Source organism: Methylacidimicrobium tartarophylax, from assembly GCF_902143375.2.
Lineage (GTDB): Bacteria > Verrucomicrobiota > Verrucomicrobiia > Methylacidiphilales > Methylacidiphilaceae > Methylacidimicrobium > Methylacidimicrobium tartarophylax.
In genome coordinates this window covers 25412-44178 of sequence record NZ_CABFVA020000116.1, presented here as the reverse complement: position 1 = coordinate 44178, position 18767 = coordinate 25412, and the positions used below count along the sequence as shown (strand labels likewise).

The window sequence follows — 18767 nt, the reverse complement described above, 5'->3', positions numbered from 1 at the left end:
TTAGAATTTCAGAGCGGTGATCTCTTCCGCCTTTGTCGTGCGCTTCATCCGATAGAGCGAAACCAGGAGAGCCAATCCGACCGCCACCTCGACCGCGGCCACGGTAATCACGAAGAAGACAAATACTTCGCCTCGCACCTGTTGCGTGAACCGGCTGAAGGCGACCAGGGAGAGATTCGCGGCGTTGAGCATGATCTCCAAACACATGTACATGATCAACAGATCTCGCCGAGCGATCACCCCCGCAAGGCCGATGGCGAAGAGCAACCCGCTAAGAACCAGGTAATGACCGAGAGTTGGAGTTCCCATCTGCTACGCGTCCGGTTTCCTACACATCCCTCTTGCTCAAGACGATCACTCCGACCATGGCGACGAGCAGGAGAAGCCCAACCGCCTCGAACGGGAGAAGGTAGGCGCCAAACAGGAGATGCCCGATGCTCGCGGCATTATTTGCCTCCTCCGCTCGCGCCCCGTTTGCCTCCCAGGCGGAGGCCGGGATCGCATGCCAGAAACCGGCTCCGAGGAGGATCACCGTGAGCAGGCCCGCTCCCATCCCGAGTGTGCGAATTGGAGCCGCCTCTTCGGCCTTCAGGTCAAGCAACATGACAATGAAGAGGAAGAGCACCATGACCGCCCCTGCGTAGACCCACACTTGGACGGCGGCCAGGAAATAGGCTCCCAAAAGCCCAAAGAGCCCGGCCAGCGCCAGAATCGTCGTGACAAGGCTTAAAGCCGAAGCCACGGGGCTGCGATTGACAACGACGGCCACGGCGCTGCCCAACAGCACAACGGCCAAAAACCAGAACAAAAATCCCTCCATCTCCTCCTTCCGACTGTTCCGTGGTTAGCGACTCCCCACAGAAAATCAAGAGCGATTCTGAAAAACCCTGCGCTTTCCAGATGTTCGCGTGTGCCGGCCTATTTATTGGCCCACTTCCGAATCGGCCGAGGGAGTATGCCTCCCATTTGGTAGAGCTTACCTTTATCGTGAAGAAGCTCCTCCCGGCTCCGACCGTTCAGGGAGTAGTTCTGCGGCAGAAGGAAGATCGCCTCTTCCGGACAGACCTCCTCGCAATAGCCGCAGAAGATGCAGCGCGTCATGTCGATCCAAAACTCCTTCGGCGCCTTCTCCACCTTGGCGTAAGGCGAATCCTCCGGAATTTCTCCGGGTTCGATCCGAATTGCCCGCGGCGGACAAATAAACTCACAGAGCTGGCAACTCACGCATTTTTCTCGGCCCTCCTCATCCTTCACCAGGACAGGCGCCCCCCGGTAGCCGGGAGGGATCGCCGGGCGCTCCTCGGGATATTGCAGGGTGATGCGCGTTTTTCCCGTCAGATGGGCCACAAAGTGGCGCCAAGTGATCTTCAATCCCTCCCAGAAGCCAGGGAGGTAGAGCTGTTCCACCCAAGAGAGCTCCGGCCGACGGACAACAATCATGTTCCTACTCTACCGGCAACGGATTCGCTGTCAGCCTTTTTTCTTTTACTCCTGCAGACGCCTCCTCCAAAATGGAAACATGAAGTATCGGCTGCTGCCCGAGACGGGACAAAAAGTTTCGGAGGTTGGCTTCGGCGTCTGGACGCTTTCGACCGGCTGGTGGGGAGAATACACCGAAAAGCAAGCCTTGGAGTTTTTGCACCGCGCCCGCGACTTGGGAATCAACTTTTTCGATACGGCGGACGTCTACGGCGACGGCTACGGAGAGCTCTTGCTCGGCAAGGCTTTCGGTGACGCATCGGAAGAAGTGGTGATCGCCACCAAGGTCGGGTACGATTTTTCCGGAACCTCGCGCGGTCGCGGCCAGCGCGAGCTCCCTCAGGATTTTTCAGAGGGATTCCTCCGAAAGGCCGTGGACGACTCCCTGCGCCGCCTCCGCCGTGAGACGATCGACAATCTCCAGCTCCATAACATCCGCATGGAACATGTCGAGGACGATGCCCTCTGGGCGCTCCTCGAAGCCCTCCGTCAGGAGGGGAAAATTCGTTCCTACGGAATCGCCCTCGGGCCTGCGATCGGCTGGCTTTACGAAGGGATCACGGCTCTCCGCCTCCGTCGTCCTTCCGTGGTCCAGCATATCTATAACCTCCTCGAGCCATTCCCGGGGAGGCCGCTCATGGACGCAGCTCCGGATCAGAACCCGCGCTTCCTGGTCCGTGTTCCTCATTCGAGCGGCCTGCTCGAGGGGAAATACACCGCTGAGACGACGTTCCCGAAGGGGGATCATCGCAACCATCGGCCGACCCATTGGCTTCCCAACGGGCTCAAAAAGGTCGAGCAGCTCCGCTTTCTCGAAGAACCGGGAAGAACCCTTGGACAAGCCGCCTTGCAGTGGATCCTCTGCGAGCCGCGCATCCTCTCTTGCCTCCCCAACATCTACACTATGGAGCAGCTCGAGGAGTTTGCGGCGGCGCCCGAAGCGCCCTCCCTCTCGCGGGTGGAACTCGACCGAATCGAGCAGCTGATCGCCGGAAACTTCGGAATCGAAGAACCCCCAGAAGCCTACAAGGGGACGATGATTTCGGCGGCGTCGGCGTAGCGCTACCGGAAAACAAGCGCCAGCCTGCTCTTTCTTATCGTCCGCTCGGAGGAGCGGCCGTCTCGACTTTGGAAGAAGAGACGCGCGTATCCTCTGGTGTAGCGATTTCCAATCGACGCTCCCGATGGGCAAAATAGAGGTTCCGGATATAGGGGATCCATGTGAAGAGGTAGGCAAAGACAAAGACCGAGTCCCGGCGCGAAAGCGCGTAGATCAAAAGCAGCAGCGAGCCTGCCAGGCTGCAATACCAAAAGGCGAGTGGGACAACGACCGCCTTCTTCCGCTCCGAAGCCAGCCACTGAATGACGAACCGCGAGAAGAAGAGGAGATTGCCGGCCCAACCGATGACCTTCATGAGTCCCCAGTGAATTCCCAACCACGAGCCGTCTGCCAAGAAAAGCCCACTCATTCCTTCTCTCCCTCTCCTCCTCCGGTTTTCTGATCTCGTCGAAAGCAGAGGTAGAGGGCCAACTCTTCGCTAGCCTTCGCTTCCCCGCCCCTAGATCGTCTCCCTCACCCGCCCTCGGCGGCGGCGACGGCCTCCCGCACGCACGAGTCGAATTGCCCATCGGAGAGCACGGGGAGCAATGCCTCGCTCCATGGGGAGCGCACCGACACCCAGGAGCGACATCCGCCTAAGTTGCGCTCCCAAGGACAGACCACTTTCTCGCTCCGGTAGACTCGCACCATCAACAGATGTAACCCTTCTTTCCCTCCGTACGCAAATCTCTCCCGCAGCAACTCTTCTTCCCAGAGCTGCAGAGGAATGAGCCGGCGAATCAGAGTCCAATCGGCGATCCATCGCGACCAAGCGAGCTTAGCCACATATTGCAGTTCCACGGCATCCGGTTCCGCGCCTTCCCGCTCTTCGGCCAGGAAGCGGAACTCCGGTCGAATCTTGTCCGCCTGAGCATGAAAGCGGGTGGGTAAAAGCCAGAAGTCGGCGTGGCTCGCTGCGAAGCCGCCGCGGCCCTCCGCAATGCCCCCTTTCCGGAGAATCAGGGACTGCAATCCTTTTCCCAGAGCTCGGACGATCGGCTCCGCCTCTTTAAGGGCGGGCCATTCGATTGCCTGAGCCGGATGAGTATGGCTGGCGCTCAAGATCCTTTTCCCCTCCTTTCTCCGTGCCTTCTCCCGAAAAAACCAGGGCACGGCAACGATAAAAATAGAGCACGCCGGATGCAAAGGTGATTCCTACCGCGAGCCAAAGGAGAGCGGTGGCCGGAGCTTCCAGGAGACGCCCAGCCCCTTCCTTTCCTCCCCCTCCGATTTCGGCCAGGGCCATCTGCGTCAGCATCAGCAGAACGTAAAGCATTTGTGCCAACGTCTTCCACTTCCCAGACGATGCGGCAGCCAAAACCGCCCCGCGCGCGGCGGTCAACGCACGGAGTCCCGTCACCAGGAATTCACGAGCCATGATGACAACCACTGCCCATAGGGGGACGACTCCGCGCTCGAGCAAAACCAAGAAGGCCGCACAGATCAGGATCTTATCCGCGAGAGGGTCGAGCAGTTTCCCCAAGTCGCTCACGAGGTTGTGCCTGCGTGCGACCCAGCCATCCACCCAGTCCGTCAGGCTTCCGACGGCGAAAAGAAGGAGCGCGGTCGTGGCGGAGTAAGCCCACGGCAAGCTGACATCCCCCACAAAGAGTCCGCAAATGCAGAGCCTTCCCAGGCTGATCTTATTCGGGAGGTTCCACTGTTTGGCAGTCGCCACCGCTTTCGGCAATAAGCCCTCAACCTACCCGATCGAGCAAGAGAAACCTGCGAGGAAGCCCGGGAGAAAGGGGTAGACGACCGCGTCGGATGCGCTAAACTTTCGGTTGGTGAAACGCGCTTGGATCCTGCTCGTCTCGCTGCTCGGCATCTTTCCGGCCTGGGCCATCGATGTGAGCCCGAGCAAAAACACGCATCCCAACATCATCGATGACACGCCGCGACAACATTGGAGCCTCTTTTCCCTTCGCTTTGGTGATCCGAAGAGGATTGATAAGGCCAACCAGGTCAACCTGCACAACGTGGAAGCCCGCCTACAGGTGGAGCGCAACCCGTTCTCCCTTGCTTCGCTTCACGATCGGCTCGACTCGGCCACGCTTCGGCTCACGTTTCAGGTGCTCAACAAGGGAAAGCGAACCTATTCGTTCAACTTTACCAATGCGCAGCGTTACGATTTTGTCTTGCGGGATGCCGCCAATCAGCCGATCTACGTCTGGTCAGCGGACAAAGAGTTCCTCGCGATCGAGGGGATGTCGATGCTCAACCCGGGCGATTGCCTCACCTTTACCGACGTTTTACCGATCCAAGACCTGGACCATCCTCTTTCTCCGGGAGCCTACCGTATTGAGATGACGCTGGCCGGCTACCCGGAGGTCACGGCGGCCACGTCCCTCACCGTGATTCCGTAGGCCGCGGCTTGTCCGTCGTCCGTCACGCGGCCCCGGCGCCAGCCTCTACCCTCGAGGAATAGCAGTGGGTCCGGCGGGAGTCGAACCCGCATCCAAGGGATTATGAGTCCCCTGCTCTAACCGATTGAGCTACAGACCCCCTTCCCGGACGGCGCACGCTCGGGGTCCCTTACTTTTTCCCATCGGACTTTGGCTGGGCGCTTTCCCGCACCGAGACAACCGTGACGGCGGCCCCTTCCGCTTTCGCGCGGTCGGGGGGACTTAAGGCCACTCGCTCTCCCGCCTGAATGCCGGATAGAATCTCTACCTTGTATCCGTCGTTGTTCCCTAGATCAACCTTCCTCAGATGACATCGATCGGAGGCATCGACGACGACGACATAATGACCATCGGCGCGATCGAAAACCGTGTTGACGGGTAGGATAAAGGGAGCGCGGCTCGGTACTTGAAACGTGACCAGCACGTAGAGCCCGGGCAAGAGCTTCTGGTCGGGATTCGGCAGGTCGACTTCAGTCAAAAGAGTCCGCGACGCCGACTCAAGGCCCATCGCGGTCCGAACCACACGAGCATCCCGAATCTCGTTCGGCATCTCCGGAACCATCACCTTCGCCGTCATCCCTTCCTTGACCGCGAAGGAGTAGGACTGCGGCACCGCGACGTAGATGCGTAAAAGGGAGATTTCTGCCATCCGATAGAGTTGCCGGAGCGCCCCGAACGGAAATTCGCCTTGGCCCGCGACGAGGGTTCCTACATCGATGTTTCGAGCGGTAATTACGCCCGAAAAGGGGGCGGTCACCTTTTCGAACTTCTGCCACTCGACCCACCGGTTGAGCTCAGCCAGCGCCGAATCATACCCGGTCCTCTGCACGTCGTACTCCTCCTGGGATACCGCCCGGGTTCGCACGAGCGCCTTCCAGCGCTCGTAGTTGATCCGGGCAATCTCCGCCTTTGCTCGCAAGCTCACTACGGTCTGATCGACTTCCGGCGCATCGATCGTACAGAGCAGGTCTCCTTCCTTCACTCGCTCGCCAATATCTCGATACCAGCTTTTCACATATCCGCTGACCCGCGACCAAATGGGCGTCTCGTAGAAGCCCTGCGTCGTGCCCGGCAAGGCCAGCGGGATCGATGCGGGCGTCGGCTCGGGACTGACGAGCTCCACGTAGATCTGTCTGCTTTCCTGGATCAGGTGTTGCAAGGCCGCCCAGTCGAATGCGCGCTTGACCAGACCCAGAGCCAAACAAAGGGCCAGAACTCCTCCAGCAATCCAAGCGGGATGCCGCTTCCGCGCAAAGGCCCATGCGGATTTCTTGATCCGGCTCCAAAGCCCCGGAAGCCCTTCCGGTCGCAACCGAGGCACCAACCGCAAGAAGATCCGGCGAGCGGAAGCTGGCTCTTTTCGCACCTTTCCGTCCTTTCCGTCTACCGTCCCCTCGCCGCCCCACGGCTTCGAATGGAAGCAAACACGGCGGGCACGAAGAAGAGGGTGCCCACGGTCGCCAGGAGAAGCCCTCCGATCACCGCACGGCCCAAGGGCGCATACTGCTCCCCTCCTTCCGCCACTCCCAAAGCCATGGGAAGCATGCCCACGATCATCGCTCCGGCTGTCATCAAGACAGGGCGAAGCCGAATCCTGCCGGCCTCGACGGCTGCGGAGGCGGCCGTCAGCCCCTCCGCCATGCGCTGATTCGCAAAGGTGATCAAAAGGATACTGTTGGAACTCGCAACCCCGACGGTCATCAGGGCGCCCATCAAGGCAGGAACGCTAAAGGTGGTCCCCGTCAAGAAGAGCATCCAGATGATCCCACAGGCTCCGATCGGCAATACGGAGAGGATGATGAAGGGCTCCCGCCACGATTGAAAATTCGTGACGAGCAGCAGGTAGACCAGCGCAATCGCAAAGAGGACACCGAACCCGAGTTGGGCGAAGGCGTCGTGCATGCTGACCACTTGGCCCATGACCTCGGCTCGATAAAGGGGAGGAAGCTTCTGCCGCACGTCTCGGAGAATGCGTTCGACGTCCCCTGCCACTCCCGCCAAGTCCCGGCCTTGCGCGTTCGCCAGAACGTCGAAGACCGGCTTCATCGTGGAACGGCTCATCATGGCCGGCTGGGATTCTTCTTTGAGCTGCACCACGTTTGCCAGCAACTCCGCATTCTGCACATTGCCCAGAAGGGTCTGCGTCGACTCCGGGAAGGGAACGGTCCCCGTCGTCGTGGGAGCCAGCGTCATGTTGAGAAGATCGTTGATCGAGGAAATCCTTCGCTGTGGGGTAAAGACCAGAAACGGATAGTTGATGGTCGTTCGCGTATCGACCCAATAGGTCGGGCTGACCATGAAGCTGGAAGAGAGATTGTTGAGGACGTTGTTGGAGATATCCACCTGTTTCAATCCCATCTCGATCGCCCGCACTCGGTCGACTTCGAGATGCAAGGTGGGATAATCGATCCGCTGGTGGATATGGACGTCGACTGCCCCGGGCACCGATCGGATCCGATCGCGGATTTCCCTGGCGAATTGATAGGCGAGGTTGAGATCCAGGCCGCTGACGTGGATGTCGATCGGAGCGGCGATCCCGAAATTGAGCACCTCGTTCACCATATCCGCCGGCTGAAAAAAGAACTCGCAACTGGGAAACCGCTGCGGGAGCAACTCTCGCAGGCGCTTTGCGTATTGGGCGGTCGGACGGTGGCGCTCCTGGAGCTGGATCATGATCTCGCCATCGAATACCCCTTCGTTCATTGAATCGGAAAGCGCCAAGGTCGCCATGAAATAGATCGGAAGACCCATGTTGTCCACGATCGTCTGCACCTCTTCGGGGGGAATGACTTCTCGAATCGTCTTTTCGACGTCGGCAAAAATTGTTTCCGTGACCTCGATCCGAGTTCCGGTAGGAGCATAGACGTGGAGCCGCATGATCCCTGCGTCGGCGACCGGGAAGAAATCACGACCGACCCAGAGCGCCGCGACCAGACTGGCGAGGAGCAGAATGCCTGCGATCTCGAAAACGCGCCGGCGATGAGCGAGAAAGAAACCGAGAATGCGGGCGTATCGTTCACGGAACGCATCGAATGCTCGGTTGAACCTCTCGTTGAACCGTTCCAGGATCGAGTTCCGTTCCTCCTTTGCGCCTTCGGATTCCCCGCGCAGCAGGAGAACGGCCATGGCGGGAACGAGAGTCCGGGAAAGAAAATAGGAAAAAAGCATCGAAAAGACGACAGCCAACGCCATGGGGATGAAGAGGAAGCGGGGCGGACCTTCGAGGAAGATGACCGAGGTGAATACGACGGAAATGGAAAGGGTCGCCATGAAAGCGGGTGCGGCGATCTCCTGGCTCCCGTCCAGGATCGCCTGCCGGAACGGCTTCCCCAACTGGAGATTGCGATGAATATTCTCGATCGCCACGGTCGCGTCGTCCACCAGGATGCCAACGGCGAGCGCCAGCCCTCCCAGCGTCATGAGGTTTAGGGTATTTCCGAGGCTGCCGAGCACGAACAAAGCAACCAGAATACAGAGCGGGATGGATGTCAGGACGATCAAGGTGGTTCGGAAGCTGCCCAGAAAGAGAAAGATCATGGCCCCGGTCAGCAAAGCCGCGCTCCCTGCCTCGCTCAGCACCCCTTTGATCGCCGCCTTGACGTAGACGGATTGGTCGAAAAGCTCTCGGATCTCGATCTTGGGATTCGCCCGCCGAATTTCGGGCAGAAGTTCTTTAATCTGGTCGACGATCTGGATCGTGGAGCCTCTTCCCGTCTTGAGCGCCGTCATCAGGACTCCGTGCCGCCCATTGAGACGGACCAGGTTCCATTGCGGCACGCCGCCATCCTGAACATTGGCGACATCGCGGACATAGACGACACGGTCGTTGACGTTTTTTCGTACGGTCGACGTATTGGGATCGGGCACCAACTTCACCGGAAAGTTGTTCACCTCAAAGACGTCCTTCGGGACGTTGTTCAGGGTGACGAGATAATCTCGATCCCCGATCTTCACGTCACCCGACGGATAGTCGATCACCTGGCTGTTGACGACGTTCAACAGGTCCTGGGCCGTCAACCCCCGAGCCAAGAGCTGGTTGGGATCGCAGTTTACGGTCATCCAGCGCACGATCCCTCCCCACGGCGGAGCCAGAAGCGTTCCGCGCACCGCCAAGAGGTCCCGACGGAGTTGCCAGACCGTGTAATCGTAGAGTTTCGATTCCGAAAGGACGGGGCTCGAGACGGCGATCTGAACGACCGGCACCGATGAGGCATTGAAGCGAAAGATCAACGGAGGTGTCGTCCCCGGCGGCATTCGCTTGATGATCGGTTGGAGAACCGCCGTGATCTCCGCGACGGACATGGGAATATCGACGTTGGGCTGAAAGTAAACCTTGGTGACCGAGAAGCCGAAAAAGGCGTTCGACTCGACCCGCTTGACGCCATCGACAAAGTTGGCGATCTGATAGTCGCTGTAAGTCGTGATGTAGTTGGTCATGTCGGTCGGCACCAAGCCGAGGTACTGCCAAGCCACGATCACGACCGGAATGTCGATTTCCGGAAAGATGTCGGTGGGCGTTTTCTGGACAGAGAAGAACCCCAGAAAGAGGATCAGGATCGCCAGCACCGCAACCGAATAAGGCTTCTTGAGGGCCGTCCGAACAAGCCACATACCCGATTCTATACCTCATTGAGGCTGTTGCCCCGTCTCTGCATCGTATGCGAACCCGTCATTAGCACAAGCAACAACGGCGCCATCGGCTCAGGCTTCCGATCCCCGGAGTGAGCCTGCACCGCTCTCGACAGTGGCGTGCCGATCGGATAGACATTCTAGTCATGGCTGATTCCCAATCGGCGCCACCGGAAAAGCCCGCTCCATCCGATCCGTTCGCATGGATCGACAAGTGGATCTCCCCGGAAACCCTCGGCATGGCCTCCCATTCGGCCCGAGATTGGGTCTACCGACTCTACCCTCTGACCGCACGGTCCGGCGTCGAGGTACAATGGAAAAAAGACCACTGCTGGTGGGTCGCGCTCTTCCCGAAAAGAAGGGAGTTCTCCTATCTTTGCGCGGCCGGCTCGCTTCTCAACCACACGCGAAAACCCTTTCGCCTGCTCGATGTTCGGCTGATTTCCTCTCTGGCCGGGACCGATCTCTGCTATCGCTCGATCCTCTCCCCGCAAGAACCAGCCAACCGAGACATCGAGGTTCCGCCCCAAGGAGCCCTCGACCTTTCCTTGGAGATCGGCATCCCGGGTCCGCCGCCGACGGCATCCACCGACTTCTGGGTGGCTTTTTCTCTCCGAAGCGAGGGGAAGCTCTCCGTTCCCGTTCATCTGGTTCTTCGCCCCCTGGCGACGGTCTTCGGTGAGATCGAGCTCCCGCAGGAACCCGGATTTCAAATTTCGGACCCGACGGAAAAGAATGTAGCATCGGTGCTGCAATTTGAGCTGGTCGAGCTTCGCACGCGGGGGCCTGGGCAGCTCGGCACGGTTTCGGCACCTCGCGAGAATGGAGAAGCCGGCGCGGTTTCGAAGGATCGAGAGCCCGGCCAGTTGCCCAGTCAACAGGTCGTCTCCCCCAACGCGGAGGCCCTGCTCGGCCTCTACTCGCGCCTAAGCACCGAAGAAGAGCGGGCCTCTTTCCGGGCAGCCCTCTGCCAGCGGCTTCAGACGCAGCGGGGATACGGAGCGATTGCCTACCTGATTCTTTTGGTCCTGTTTGGAATGGGATCTCTCTCCGAAGGATTGGCTGCCGCCCAGGCCGGCCTCTCGGGAGATTCTCTCGCTCTTTTCGGCATACGCCGATTATTGGTTCTCTTACTCAAATGGGAGTGGCGCGCGTTTTCCGACAGCTTGCTAGATGACGCGGAACGCTTCGTCTGCCAGCTTGGCGATCCCTTTCGGACTACGGAGCGGATCGCCGCAATCCGAACGCAGCGCCTTTCCGCACCGGAAGAAGGATCGCATTCGTCCTCTTGAGCGGAAGCATTCGTGGGAAGATCGCCCGTCTGGGTCTGATTCGAGAAGCGGTCGTCATCCTTGCGCTCTCCTTTCTCTTTTCCGGCTGCGGAGCGCACAGCCAAGGCTGGATCGATCTCCTGGCCGGAGAGCCGATTTCACAAACGGCTCTCCTTTCCGACCTGCGGAGAGTTCGCATCATCTACCTTGGGGAGATGCACACCGCCCGCTCCCACCACCGGCTCGAAGCACAACTCCTCTCCTTGCTCGGCACCGGAGAAGATCCGCTCTCCCTTTTTCTTGAGGCCCTGGAATCAGAGGATGAACCGTGGGTCTCCCGCTTCCTGGCCGGCGAACTTTCCTTTGAAGAATTCGCCCGAGCCATTCACTGGTCCGCGAGATGGAGCAACTATCAGGACTATCGGGGCCTCTGCCTTTTGGCCCGCGAAAGACGGATTCGGATCTTTGGCCTCGACGGCCCTGCCCCCCTTTTTCGCCGGATCGCCCGGCTAGGGTGGCAATCGGTTCCGACCGCCGAACGGACGCGCTTGCGCTTGGATCACGTTCAGTTTGATCCAATGTACCAGCGCCTGCTCCAACTTTTCTTGCCGATCCATCCGGGAATGGGGCGCACGTGGCTCCGTCAGGCCGCGGAAGCGCAAGAAGTCCGTGACGAATGGATGGCCCAGCGCATCGTGCGGGCTCTGCACGGGAGGGGACGAAAAGAGGATCGTGCCCTGGTCGTTTGCGGCGCGGGTCATCTGCGCTTCGGCCTGGGCTTACCGGAACATGTGGCTTGGCGACTGCCGCTCCCTCGGAGGATTCTTCTCCTGGCTTCTCCTCCAGAGAAGGAAAGAAACTCCGGCCTTGCCCTCAAGCGTAGTCCGGGGCAGTTTCTGTCCGTCCCCCACGCCTCGCTTGAATTCGTCGACCGTCCGCTCGCCCATTACCTCTGGCTTCCTCCCAAAGCGTTTCCGCTCCCAAGGGAGCCCTGACCCGCCGAGTGGATCCGCCTTGCGATCGAAAAGCGTTCAGCAGGCTTGCACCCAATATCGATCGTCCTGTCTACTGAGAGGCTTATCCCTCAACAGCCTCTTATCCCAAGTCACTTACAATGGTCGGGTCTTCGGAAGACCGAAGAGGCGCATCCCTTCTTTCCATCGCCCCCGCTTTTTGAGAAGCGCGATCCGCTCAAAGCGTTTCAGCACATTCCTCTTTGCTGTGAGTAGCATACCTCTGCGAAGACTCCGATGTTGCGACATGCACTTCTCCCTGTAGGAAGTTTGAGGATGGCTTCATCGCAAAGAGGAGAGCGTTTGTCACGAAAAAACCGATTGAAGGAAGAGCTTTCCCGGGGAATCTACCGCGGGCCGGCAAGGTGCCGGCAAGAAAACGCCTACCCGGTTTTGCGAGGGGAGGCCTTGGCAAGATGCTTGCCTCGGAGGGCATGAGGCCGGTGAGGATGCCGTCGACCTCGGGCGTGGTGGGCGACCGTGCGGCTTGGAGCGTGTGGGGAGGAAACGGCCGGTCGCCGGGACGTGGGAGGAGAAGAAGGGCGCGGGGCCGGGCTGGCCTGGACCGGGAGCGCTTTCGGAGGAACCGGGGCAGGATCAGGGGTCGCTCGGGATTGTGGGCTGGAAGTGGCCGGCCTCCTCACTGCGGCCGCGGCGACAGCGCGGGGCGCCGGAGAAAGCGGATCGAGCTGGATGACGACCAGGCTCCCTTGCGGCACGATATCGTAAAGAGCAAGGACGTCCCGATTCCGCATGCGGATGCAACCATAGCTTGCGGGCTGGCCGATCAGGGCTTCCTGGTTGGTGCCGTGAATGTAGATTCCCCGGCTATAGGCGTTGCGATTACTCTCTTCCAAGCCGCGCAGCCAGAGGATCCGAGTCAGCAGGCTGTCGTGGCCGCACGCCGATCCATGTTCCAGGTCGACCCGTTCCCCGGTATACTGCCGATGGTAGAACTTGCCCCCCAACGGGACGCCGTCGCCAATCTTACTCTGGACGACGAATCGGCCCAGCGGCGTTCGAAAGCTGTTCGTCTCGTCCCCTAAGCCGAACCGAGAGGTGGAAACGGGGAAACGGTGTGTCGAAGTTCCGTTCTTGACGACTTCAAGAGCCTGGTCGTGTACGCTGACTCTCACGAGAGTCGTCGGCTTGTAGTTCGTCTGGGTGACACAGCTCGAGAGAAGGATTGCTAGGGCGCCGACACAAAGCTTGCCGCCCAGGCCTACGGGTCGCATGAAATTCGGGCAACTCTAGCGAGAAGTAAGCCTCTGGGAAAAGCCTTTTTTCGATACCAGCGACTCGATTCGGCGTAGAAGGAGACAAGGGATGGGCGGCAAGGCGATCATCACGACGGCGTTTGCCCGCTATCCACGGAACTCGGCGGGGGTCACCTGGGCATTCCTCCAGTGGGCACTCGGCTTTCGTCTGTCGGGATGGGATACTTGGCTTGTGGAAGAGCTGCCGGCCTCGGCTTGCGTGGATGCCGCCGGCCATCGAACTTCTCCGGATCGAGCTGTCAATGGGGTCCACTGGCAAAAGGCGGTGCAGGAGTTCGGATGGAGTGGGAAAGCAACCCTTCTGCAGGAAGGCATGGAAGAGAAGTGGGACGACTTGCGCGATTATGCCCGAGAAGCCGACCTGCTTTTGAACATCTCGGGCATTTTGCGCCGTCGAGAACTTTTGAATCTGCCGCGACGGCGAATCTACCTCGACCTCGATCCGGGCTTCACGTCGGTCTGGGCGGCGAAGTACGGCTGTGATCTCGGCCTCGGCGGCCATGATCTTTTTCTGACCGTGGGACTCCGCATGGACGGAGCCGGAGTTCACGCTCCGCCCCTGGGGGTACGCTGGCTGCCCACCCTGCCCCCGGTTGCTCTCGAATATTGGACTGGACTCCCGGGAAGCGGGAAAAGCTGGACCACCGTAACCCATTGGCGCGCCTATCCGGAAGTCCGTTGGGGCAGATGGACCTTTACGAACAAGGCTCCGGAATGGGAAAAGTTCATCGATCTGCCTCGGATCACCGGCATCCCCTTTCGCATCGCCAGCGATCTGCAAGAAGAAGAGGTCTCCGAAAGATTTCGCTCCGCGGGCTGGGAGCTGCTTCCCAGCAGCGGCATGGCGGACGATTGGAAACAGTATCGCAATTTTTTGCGGGAGAGCCGCGGGGAGTTCTCCGTGGTGAAGGGGGGATATCGCGTCTCCCGCTGCGGTTGGTTCAGCGATCGAAGCGCTTGCTACCTCTCTCTGGGCAAACCGGTGGTTCTCCAGGACACCGGCTGGAGTACGCTGCTTAGGCCTCCGCACGGCCTCCACGCCTTTTCCTCGGTGGAGGAGGCGGCTCGCGCGATCGAAAGAGTGGAAAGCCACTACGACGCAGAAGCCGCGGGAGCGCGAGCCTTTGCGGAAGAAGTGCTGGATGCCAGGAAGGTGGTCGGCCACCTCTTGGGACGGCTCTGACCTGCCTGTCTCAAAAAGGTCCATGCTGGCTATGGACCAGAAGCCGAGGGAAGCGCTGTCTCTGCGTCGGCAGTCGTGGAAGAAACAGCGGACGGACGCGGGACGTATGGGGGGCGAAAAAAGGGGACGATCGTCTCCGCGCGCAGCCACCCCGATCGTGAATCCGAAAGGCATGCCTGGACCCAATGGAGGAACGGCTTGCCGACGACCACCAGGGTTGGGGCGAGGAGCGGACTGTTCTGCTGCTGGGCATCTGTTGGCATGGATCGAAGAAGCGCCCCTTCGGTCGCGAGACCAGCCCGAGGATCCGCCATCGGACCGTAGAGGATTACCGCGGTTGCAGCGATCCCGGAGACGCCCAGGCCGAGCGCAAGCAGGGCCTTACGCAGCGAGGGGGCCAGTTGAGCCAAGCGGTAGCGCGAGAGGAGCAGGAGGAGCGCACAGAGGAAAAGATCCAAGAGACCGCCCGCAAGAAGGATCTGCCATTCCGCAGGGGAGCCGACGGCGATCCAGCGGAACCAGAGTGGCCCGTTCGTCAAGGCAGAGAGCCGCGCATCGACGCCGGGACACTGGGAGATTGCGAGCGCGAAGTTCCAGCGGACAGCCGAGTCTCGGGGAGCGAGCAGGAAGGCGGAAGACCATTGGGCGAGCGCCTCCGGCCAACGCCCTTCCTGGGAGAGTGCCGCGCCATAGTTGCTGCGCGCGATCCAGTCAGTGGGAGACCTCCGCAAGCTCCTCTCCCACAGGCACCCGGACTCTGTAAATCGGCCTGAGCGATAGAGATCCAAGGCATTGAGGCCCCAGGACGAAGAGAGGAGCAAGCCTAAGATCGTCAAGACGGGAAAGAAGTGAGGAAGGGCGAAGGTCTTTCTCCACGACGGTCGCGGAATGGAAATGCGGCGTGCCTGTTCCTCGGATCGTTCCACCCAATCCGCAGGAAGACTCACCTCTCGCGCGTAGAGATGAACTTCTGCCTCCCGCCAGAGAGCGGTCCAAGTCTGGAAGGCTGCCTGGTCGACCTGAGCCCGTTCCAGAGCAGCCTGAAGCTCCGCCAGTTCCGGTGTGACAGGGCCGACGAGCCAGGCATCCCGAATCGCCGATTGCCAGCGAAACAGTTGTTGCTGCCGCTCCCCTTCCGAGCCCGAATGGCGGATCTCTCGATGAATCCGGCGGAGGCGGCGCAATCCGGCTCGTCTGCGTTGCAAGGGATCCGTCAGGCACGCATGCCCTCGCGCCAGAATGAGCCAAAGGGCAAGAAGCACCACGCCGGCACCGCCTGCTCCGGCAAGAAGCCAGCGGTTCTCCAGCGGGACGAGGCCACGGGCAGAGCCGGAAAGCGGGGCTTGCGGCAACCGCTTTTTGGGAGCAGCCGCTTCCGCAGGAAGGGGCATTGGTCGGCCGGAGGAAGAATGATCGGAGAGAGAACCGACGGGAGAAGAGCGAGGATTTACAGTCAGGACCGTGGAGGGGGCCAGAGCCGTCCGGTAGATGCCGGCTAGAGGGTCGAAGTAGGTGAAGCGATAAGGAGGGATCAGATACCGGCCCGGCCGTTCGGCAACCAAGATGCGTTCGACCTTCAAAGAGCCGCAAAAGAGGGAATCCGGATCGCTCTGCTGTTGCGGTGCCGGCTCGATGACGCGCAGGCCGCTTGGAATCTCCGGGGGTAGGAGATTCCAAGGGGTTGTCCAGTTGCCCGTCCCCTCGATTCGAAGCGTCCATGTGGCGGGTTCCCCCACTTGCGTATCCGAAGGAGAAATCTGGCTGGTCAGGCCGAATGTGCCCACGGCCTGGCTGAAACCGTCCTTGGCTGGTGCCGGCAATGGCCTCACGGACAGGGCAAGCGCCGCGGAGTGAAGCACCAGCGGACGAATGACGGCTTGCGAAAAAAGGCCTTGCCCGAACTTGCTCGTCTCCATGCTCACATGTTGGCTGACGGGAGGAAGGGAGATCTTTCCCGGATTCAGGGCGATCGCGAGCGCAGAGTAGCGAAGGCCGCTGAAGAAAGCTCCGCGCCACTCCCCGCTGACTCTTTCCGGGCGGCTCCAGCGGTCGACCAGCAGATCTGCGGGCGTCCATTCCGGCTGTCCGGTAATCTCTAGAAAAGCGCCGGCATGGGCCAGAAGCCGATACTCCACGGGGAAGGGCTCCCCCTGCCAGACTTCATCGCGGAAAAGAGTCAGCGAAGCATCTGCCGACGAGGTAAAGGAAGGAGAAAAGGACGGCTCGCCGACCCAAAACGTGAATGCCGGAACGGAGGCGATGCCATGATCCGTAGCCAAGGAAAATCCGGGAATCGCATGAGGGCCGGATCGAAGCAGGCGGAGGGTGTAGACATACGCAACGGAAGGGCTTCTCGCGTTCCCGGAATTGGCGGAAGGCTCCCTCTTTGCAGAACTGGTCTCGACATAAGGGATCGGGGGAAGCTCGGGATCCGTCCGCGGAATTCCGCCTTCGACGACCAGCTCCACTCGATAAGGCAAACCGAGGATTGCGCTGCTTTCCAGAGGAAGCCAATGAGCGCTCTGGGCGTGGAGAAGAGCAGAAGGAAAGCAAGCAGCCAAGAAAAGCAGAGCCAAAAAGCGTTTCACCTTCACCAATCCATTGGTTCGGGCGGGACATCCGCCTGTTCTGCCTCCTTTTGCCGCATCCGCTCGAAGAGGAGGGCTGGGCGATCTAAACGCTCCACCTGACGCAAGCGCGCCTTGGTTCCATTCCGCCCTTCCGGAGACGACTGCCCCGCATGCGAATCCGCGCCATCCTTCTGCTTCGAGGAATCCGACAAAGACGGGGAAGGCGAAGCCGGAGCCTTCCCCTCGGGAGATCCAGGAGAAGAGCGTTGCCGCTGCCCGCTTCCCGACGGTTGCGGGCGAGCGCCCGCCGCCGATCGGAACCGGGAGGGGGGACCGGAGGACGAGCCTTGATGCTGAGAAGACGAATGGGAGTCTTCCAAGGGAGCGTCCGGGGGGCGGCTCGCTTTGAGGAAGCCCTCAAGCTCCTTGCGCAACTGCTTCCAGGGAAGAAGGCGGGGATCCAGCCGCTCGCCTCGGTCGACGGCAACCAGCCCATCCTGAATCACCCCGGCGGATAAGCCGGACTCCTGCCGATTTCGGCACCAAGAAATCGTCTCCTGAGCCAGCGTGCCGTAATCGGACGCAAAGAGTTGATCTTTTCGAGCAAGAGCCTGAACGCAGGGGATCAGCGCATCCTTTCCTTCGCCGGCGGAAGCCGAAGCCGCATCCGATTTCGCATGGGAGAAAGAGACCGCGGAGAACAGCCCCCCCAGTCCGAAAAGCAGCAGAAGGGGAACCTTCGAGCCTGTGGCAAGGGGACGAGACGAAACGGGGGTTTTGGGGGAGGAGCGGAAGGCCGGCAGTTCCCAAAGAAGGCTTACACACCAGCAGAGAACGGCGGGAAGGAGGAAATAGGTGAAACGTTCCGCCTGACCTGCAATCTGCTCCAATCGAGTTGCATTGGCGGCGGAATCCACCTCAAGGATCTCCGCCAAGGTCACCCACCGGTCCCCCCGAAAATATCGCCCGCCGGTTGCCGACGCCAAGGCGCGCAAGGCTTCCGGCTGCAGATGCGAGAGAACCGGATGTCCTCCGTCGGTCTTGAGGAATCCCCCTCGCGGATCCGGAACCAACCCTCCCCGATCCGTGCCAAGGCCGATCGCGCAGATGCGGACGCCCATCCTCACCAGCCGAGGAACTCTTTCCTTCCATCCGCTTCCGTGATCTTCGCCATCGCTAAGAATGAGAAGAATCCGATGAGCGGAATCCCTCTGGGAAAAAGTATCGAATGTCTCGTCCAGGAGAGCGCCGAAATCGGTTCCCGCCTCGGGAAGGCTGGCAGGAGTGAGCTCGGCCAATAGCTCCTCGAGAGCGCCGTAATCCGTGGTCAGGGGCACCGCAAGCTGAGCTGAGTTGGAGAAGACGAGGAGGCCAATCCGTTGTCCCGCGGCTTCCTGGAGAAAGGCGCGAATCAGCAACTTGGCCCGATCGAGCCGAGAGGGGGCCAGATCCTGCGCGGTCATGCTCCGGGAGAGATCCAAGGCGATGACTAGGTCGGTGGACGGACGAAGCAGCTGCCGCGAGCTTTTCCCCCATTGGGGGCCTGCCAACGCTAAGATGGCCAAAAAGCCGGCCAGAAAAAAAAACCAGGGGCGGCGATGGAGACCGCTTGTGCCGGCGCGGATCATCCAGCGCCCGTCTGTCGGAATCAGACAGAGGAAGGGTCTCCGCATCGGGGAGTTCTCTCTCGAGCGCCGGAGGAGAATCGCCGCAGCAGCCAGGAGCGGAAGTCCAAGGATGAACCAGGAAGGAGAGCGCCAGCTCATAGGCGCAAATGCAGACAGATTCGAATAACTTTGGCGAACATGGCCCACTCCACCAAGAAAAATGTCGAGCCGGGA

General features: G+C 60.3%; 17 protein-coding genes and 1 tRNA gene. 5 read left to right on the top strand and 13 right to left on the bottom strand.

Going from position 1 to position 18767, the window contains the following annotated elements:
- From nuoK to MAMT_RS10055, 3 genes are all read right to left on the bottom strand, one after another.
- Positions 1-309 carry an NADH-quinone oxidoreductase subunit NuoK gene (nuoK, locus tag MAMT_RS10065; RefSeq protein ID WP_142660902.1) on the bottom strand — a complete coding sequence of 103 codons (309 nt, stop codon included), beginning with the start codon at positions 307-309 and terminating at the stop codon, positions 1-3.
- A gap of 19 nt (positions 310-328) precedes the next feature.
- Positions 329-820, bottom strand: coding sequence for an NADH-quinone oxidoreductase subunit J (locus MAMT_RS10060; protein WP_142660901.1), 492 nt, complete (start codon positions 818-820; stop codon positions 329-331).
- 98 nt (positions 821-918) lie between these two features.
- Positions 919-1440 carry a NuoI/complex I 23 kDa subunit family protein gene (locus tag MAMT_RS10055; protein WP_142660900.1) on the bottom strand — a complete coding sequence of 174 codons (522 nt, stop codon included), beginning with the start codon at positions 1438-1440 and terminating at the stop codon, positions 919-921.
- 79 nt (positions 1441-1519) lie between these two features.
- Between MAMT_RS10055 and MAMT_RS10050 the strand changes: the two genes are divergently transcribed.
- On the top strand, positions 1520-2539 hold the full coding sequence (locus MAMT_RS10050) for an aldo/keto reductase (protein ID WP_142660899.1): 1020 nt from the start codon (positions 1520-1522) through the stop codon (positions 2537-2539).
- A 34-nt stretch (positions 2540-2573) separates the two neighbouring features.
- On the opposite strand, the gene MAMT_RS10045 is transcribed toward MAMT_RS10050, so the two are convergent.
- The 3 genes from MAMT_RS10045 to pgsA form a co-directional block, all read right to left on the bottom strand.
- The gene (locus MAMT_RS10045) at positions 2574-2948 is read right to left on the bottom strand and encodes a lipid-A-disaccharide synthase N-terminal domain-containing protein (protein WP_142660898.1); all 375 of its coding nucleotides are present in this window, start codon (positions 2946-2948) and stop codon (positions 2574-2576) included.
- A 104-nt stretch (positions 2949-3052) separates the two neighbouring features.
- Positions 3053-3640: a DUF1802 family protein gene (locus MAMT_RS10040; protein WP_178087074.1), complete on the bottom strand. Its 588-nt coding sequence runs from the start codon at positions 3638-3640 to the stop codon at positions 3053-3055.
- On the bottom strand, positions 3588-4256 hold the full coding sequence (pgsA, locus tag MAMT_RS10035; RefSeq protein ID WP_142660896.1) for a CDP-diacylglycerol--glycerol-3-phosphate 3-phosphatidyltransferase: 669 nt from the start codon (positions 4254-4256) through the stop codon (positions 3588-3590). Before pgsA ends, MAMT_RS10040 begins: the two co-directional genes overlap by 53 nt.
- 109 nt (positions 4257-4365) lie before the next feature.
- Here pgsA and MAMT_RS10030 point away from each other — a divergent pair, with 109 nt between their 5' ends.
- Entirely contained in the window at positions 4366-4944 is a 579-nt protein-coding gene (locus MAMT_RS10030) for a BsuPI-related putative proteinase inhibitor (RefSeq protein WP_142660895.1), read from the top strand.
- 65 nt (positions 4945-5009) lie between these two features.
- Here MAMT_RS10030 and MAMT_RS10025 read toward each other — a convergent pair.
- The 3 genes from MAMT_RS10025 to MAMT_RS10015 form a co-directional block, all read right to left on the bottom strand.
- Positions 5010-5083 (bottom strand) — tRNA-Ile (locus MAMT_RS10025).
- A gap of 30 nt (positions 5084-5113) precedes the next feature.
- Positions 5114-6349 (bottom strand): efflux RND transporter periplasmic adaptor subunit, encoded by a 1236-nt coding sequence (locus MAMT_RS10020; protein ID WP_142660894.1) that lies wholly within the window; start codon positions 6347-6349, stop codon positions 5114-5116.
- A gap of 17 nt (positions 6350-6366) precedes the next feature.
- Positions 6367-9594 (bottom strand): efflux RND transporter permease subunit, encoded by a 3228-nt coding sequence (locus MAMT_RS10015; RefSeq protein WP_142660893.1) that lies wholly within the window; start codon positions 9592-9594, stop codon positions 6367-6369.
- Positions 9595-9758: 164 nt separating this feature from the next.
- Between MAMT_RS10015 and MAMT_RS10010 the strand changes: the two genes are divergently transcribed.
- Together MAMT_RS10010 and MAMT_RS10005 are read left to right on the top strand one after the other, a co-directional pair.
- Positions 9759-10904 (top strand): hypothetical protein, encoded by a 1146-nt coding sequence (locus MAMT_RS10010; protein WP_142660892.1) that lies wholly within the window; start codon positions 9759-9761, stop codon positions 10902-10904.
- Positions 10901-11878 (top strand): ChaN family lipoprotein, encoded by a 978-nt coding sequence (locus MAMT_RS10005; protein ID WP_142660891.1) that lies wholly within the window; start codon positions 10901-10903, stop codon positions 11876-11878. The genes MAMT_RS10010 and MAMT_RS10005 overlap by 4 nt, the downstream gene beginning before the upstream one ends.
- 114 nt (positions 11879-11992) lie before the next feature.
- Here the strand turns inward: MAMT_RS10005 and MAMT_RS10000 are convergent, their stop codons facing one another.
- Positions 11993-12145 (bottom strand): small basic protein, encoded by a 153-nt coding sequence (locus MAMT_RS10000; protein WP_142660890.1) that lies wholly within the window; start codon positions 12143-12145, stop codon positions 11993-11995.
- 134 nt (positions 12146-12279) lie between these two features.
- Positions 12280-13131: a L,D-transpeptidase gene (locus tag MAMT_RS09995; protein ID WP_142660889.1), complete on the bottom strand. Its 852-nt coding sequence runs from the start codon at positions 13129-13131 to the stop codon at positions 12280-12282.
- Between the two features lie 91 nt (positions 13132-13222).
- Here MAMT_RS09995 and MAMT_RS09990 point away from each other — a divergent pair, with 91 nt between their 5' ends.
- Positions 13223-14356 carry a hypothetical protein gene (locus MAMT_RS09990; protein WP_142660888.1) on the top strand — a complete coding sequence of 378 codons (1134 nt, stop codon included), beginning with the start codon at positions 13223-13225 and terminating at the stop codon, positions 14354-14356.
- A gap of 29 nt (positions 14357-14385) precedes the next feature.
- Here MAMT_RS09990 and MAMT_RS09985 read toward each other — a convergent pair whose 3' ends face one another.
- Positions 14386-16944 (bottom strand): BatD family protein, encoded by a 2559-nt coding sequence (locus tag MAMT_RS09985; protein ID WP_178087073.1) that lies wholly within the window; start codon positions 16942-16944, stop codon positions 14386-14388.
- Positions 16945-16946: 2 nt separating this feature from the next.
- Positions 16947-18599 carry a VWA domain-containing protein gene (locus MAMT_RS09980; protein WP_178087072.1) on the bottom strand — a complete coding sequence of 551 codons (1653 nt, stop codon included), beginning with the start codon at positions 18597-18599 and terminating at the stop codon, positions 16947-16949.
- Positions 18600-18767: the final 168 nt, after the last annotated feature.

What these genes read in the sequence shown, in the direction of transcription:
- MAMT_RS10055 (WP_142660900.1), bottom strand. Translation starts at nt 1,440, where the DNA reads ATGATTGTTGTCCGTCGGCCGGAGCTCTCTTGGGTGGAACAGCTCTAC.
- nuoK (WP_142660902.1), bottom strand. Translation starts at nt 309, where the DNA reads ATGGGAACTCCAACTCTCGGTCATTACCTGGTTCTTAGCGGGTTGCTC.
- MAMT_RS10050 (WP_142660899.1), top strand. Translation starts at nt 1,520, where the DNA reads ATGAAGTATCGGCTGCTGCCCGAGACGGGACAAAAAGTTTCGGAGGTT.
- MAMT_RS09980 (WP_178087072.1), bottom strand. Translation starts at nt 18,599, where the DNA reads ATGCGGAGACCCTTCCTCTGTCTGATTCCGACAGACGGGCGCTGGATG.
- MAMT_RS09990 (WP_142660888.1), top strand. Translation starts at nt 13,223, where the DNA reads ATGGGCGGCAAGGCGATCATCACGACGGCGTTTGCCCGCTATCCACGG.
- MAMT_RS09995 (WP_142660889.1), bottom strand. Translation starts at nt 13,131, where the DNA reads ATGCGACCCGTAGGCCTGGGCGGCAAGCTTTGTGTCGGCGCCCTAGCA.
- MAMT_RS10015 (WP_142660893.1), bottom strand. Translation starts at nt 9,594, where the DNA reads ATGTGGCTTGTTCGGACGGCCCTCAAGAAGCCTTATTCGGTTGCGGTG.
- MAMT_RS10010 (WP_142660892.1), top strand. Translation starts at nt 9,759, where the DNA reads ATGGCTGATTCCCAATCGGCGCCACCGGAAAAGCCCGCTCCATCCGAT.
- MAMT_RS10060 (WP_142660901.1), bottom strand. Translation starts at nt 820, where the DNA reads ATGGAGGGATTTTTGTTCTGGTTTTTGGCCGTTGTGCTGTTGGGCAGC.
- MAMT_RS10000 (WP_142660890.1), bottom strand. Translation starts at nt 12,145, where the DNA reads ATGTCGCAACATCGGAGTCTTCGCAGAGGTATGCTACTCACAGCAAAG.
- MAMT_RS10045 (WP_142660898.1), bottom strand. Translation starts at nt 2,948, where the DNA reads ATGAGTGGGCTTTTCTTGGCAGACGGCTCGTGGTTGGGAATTCACTGG.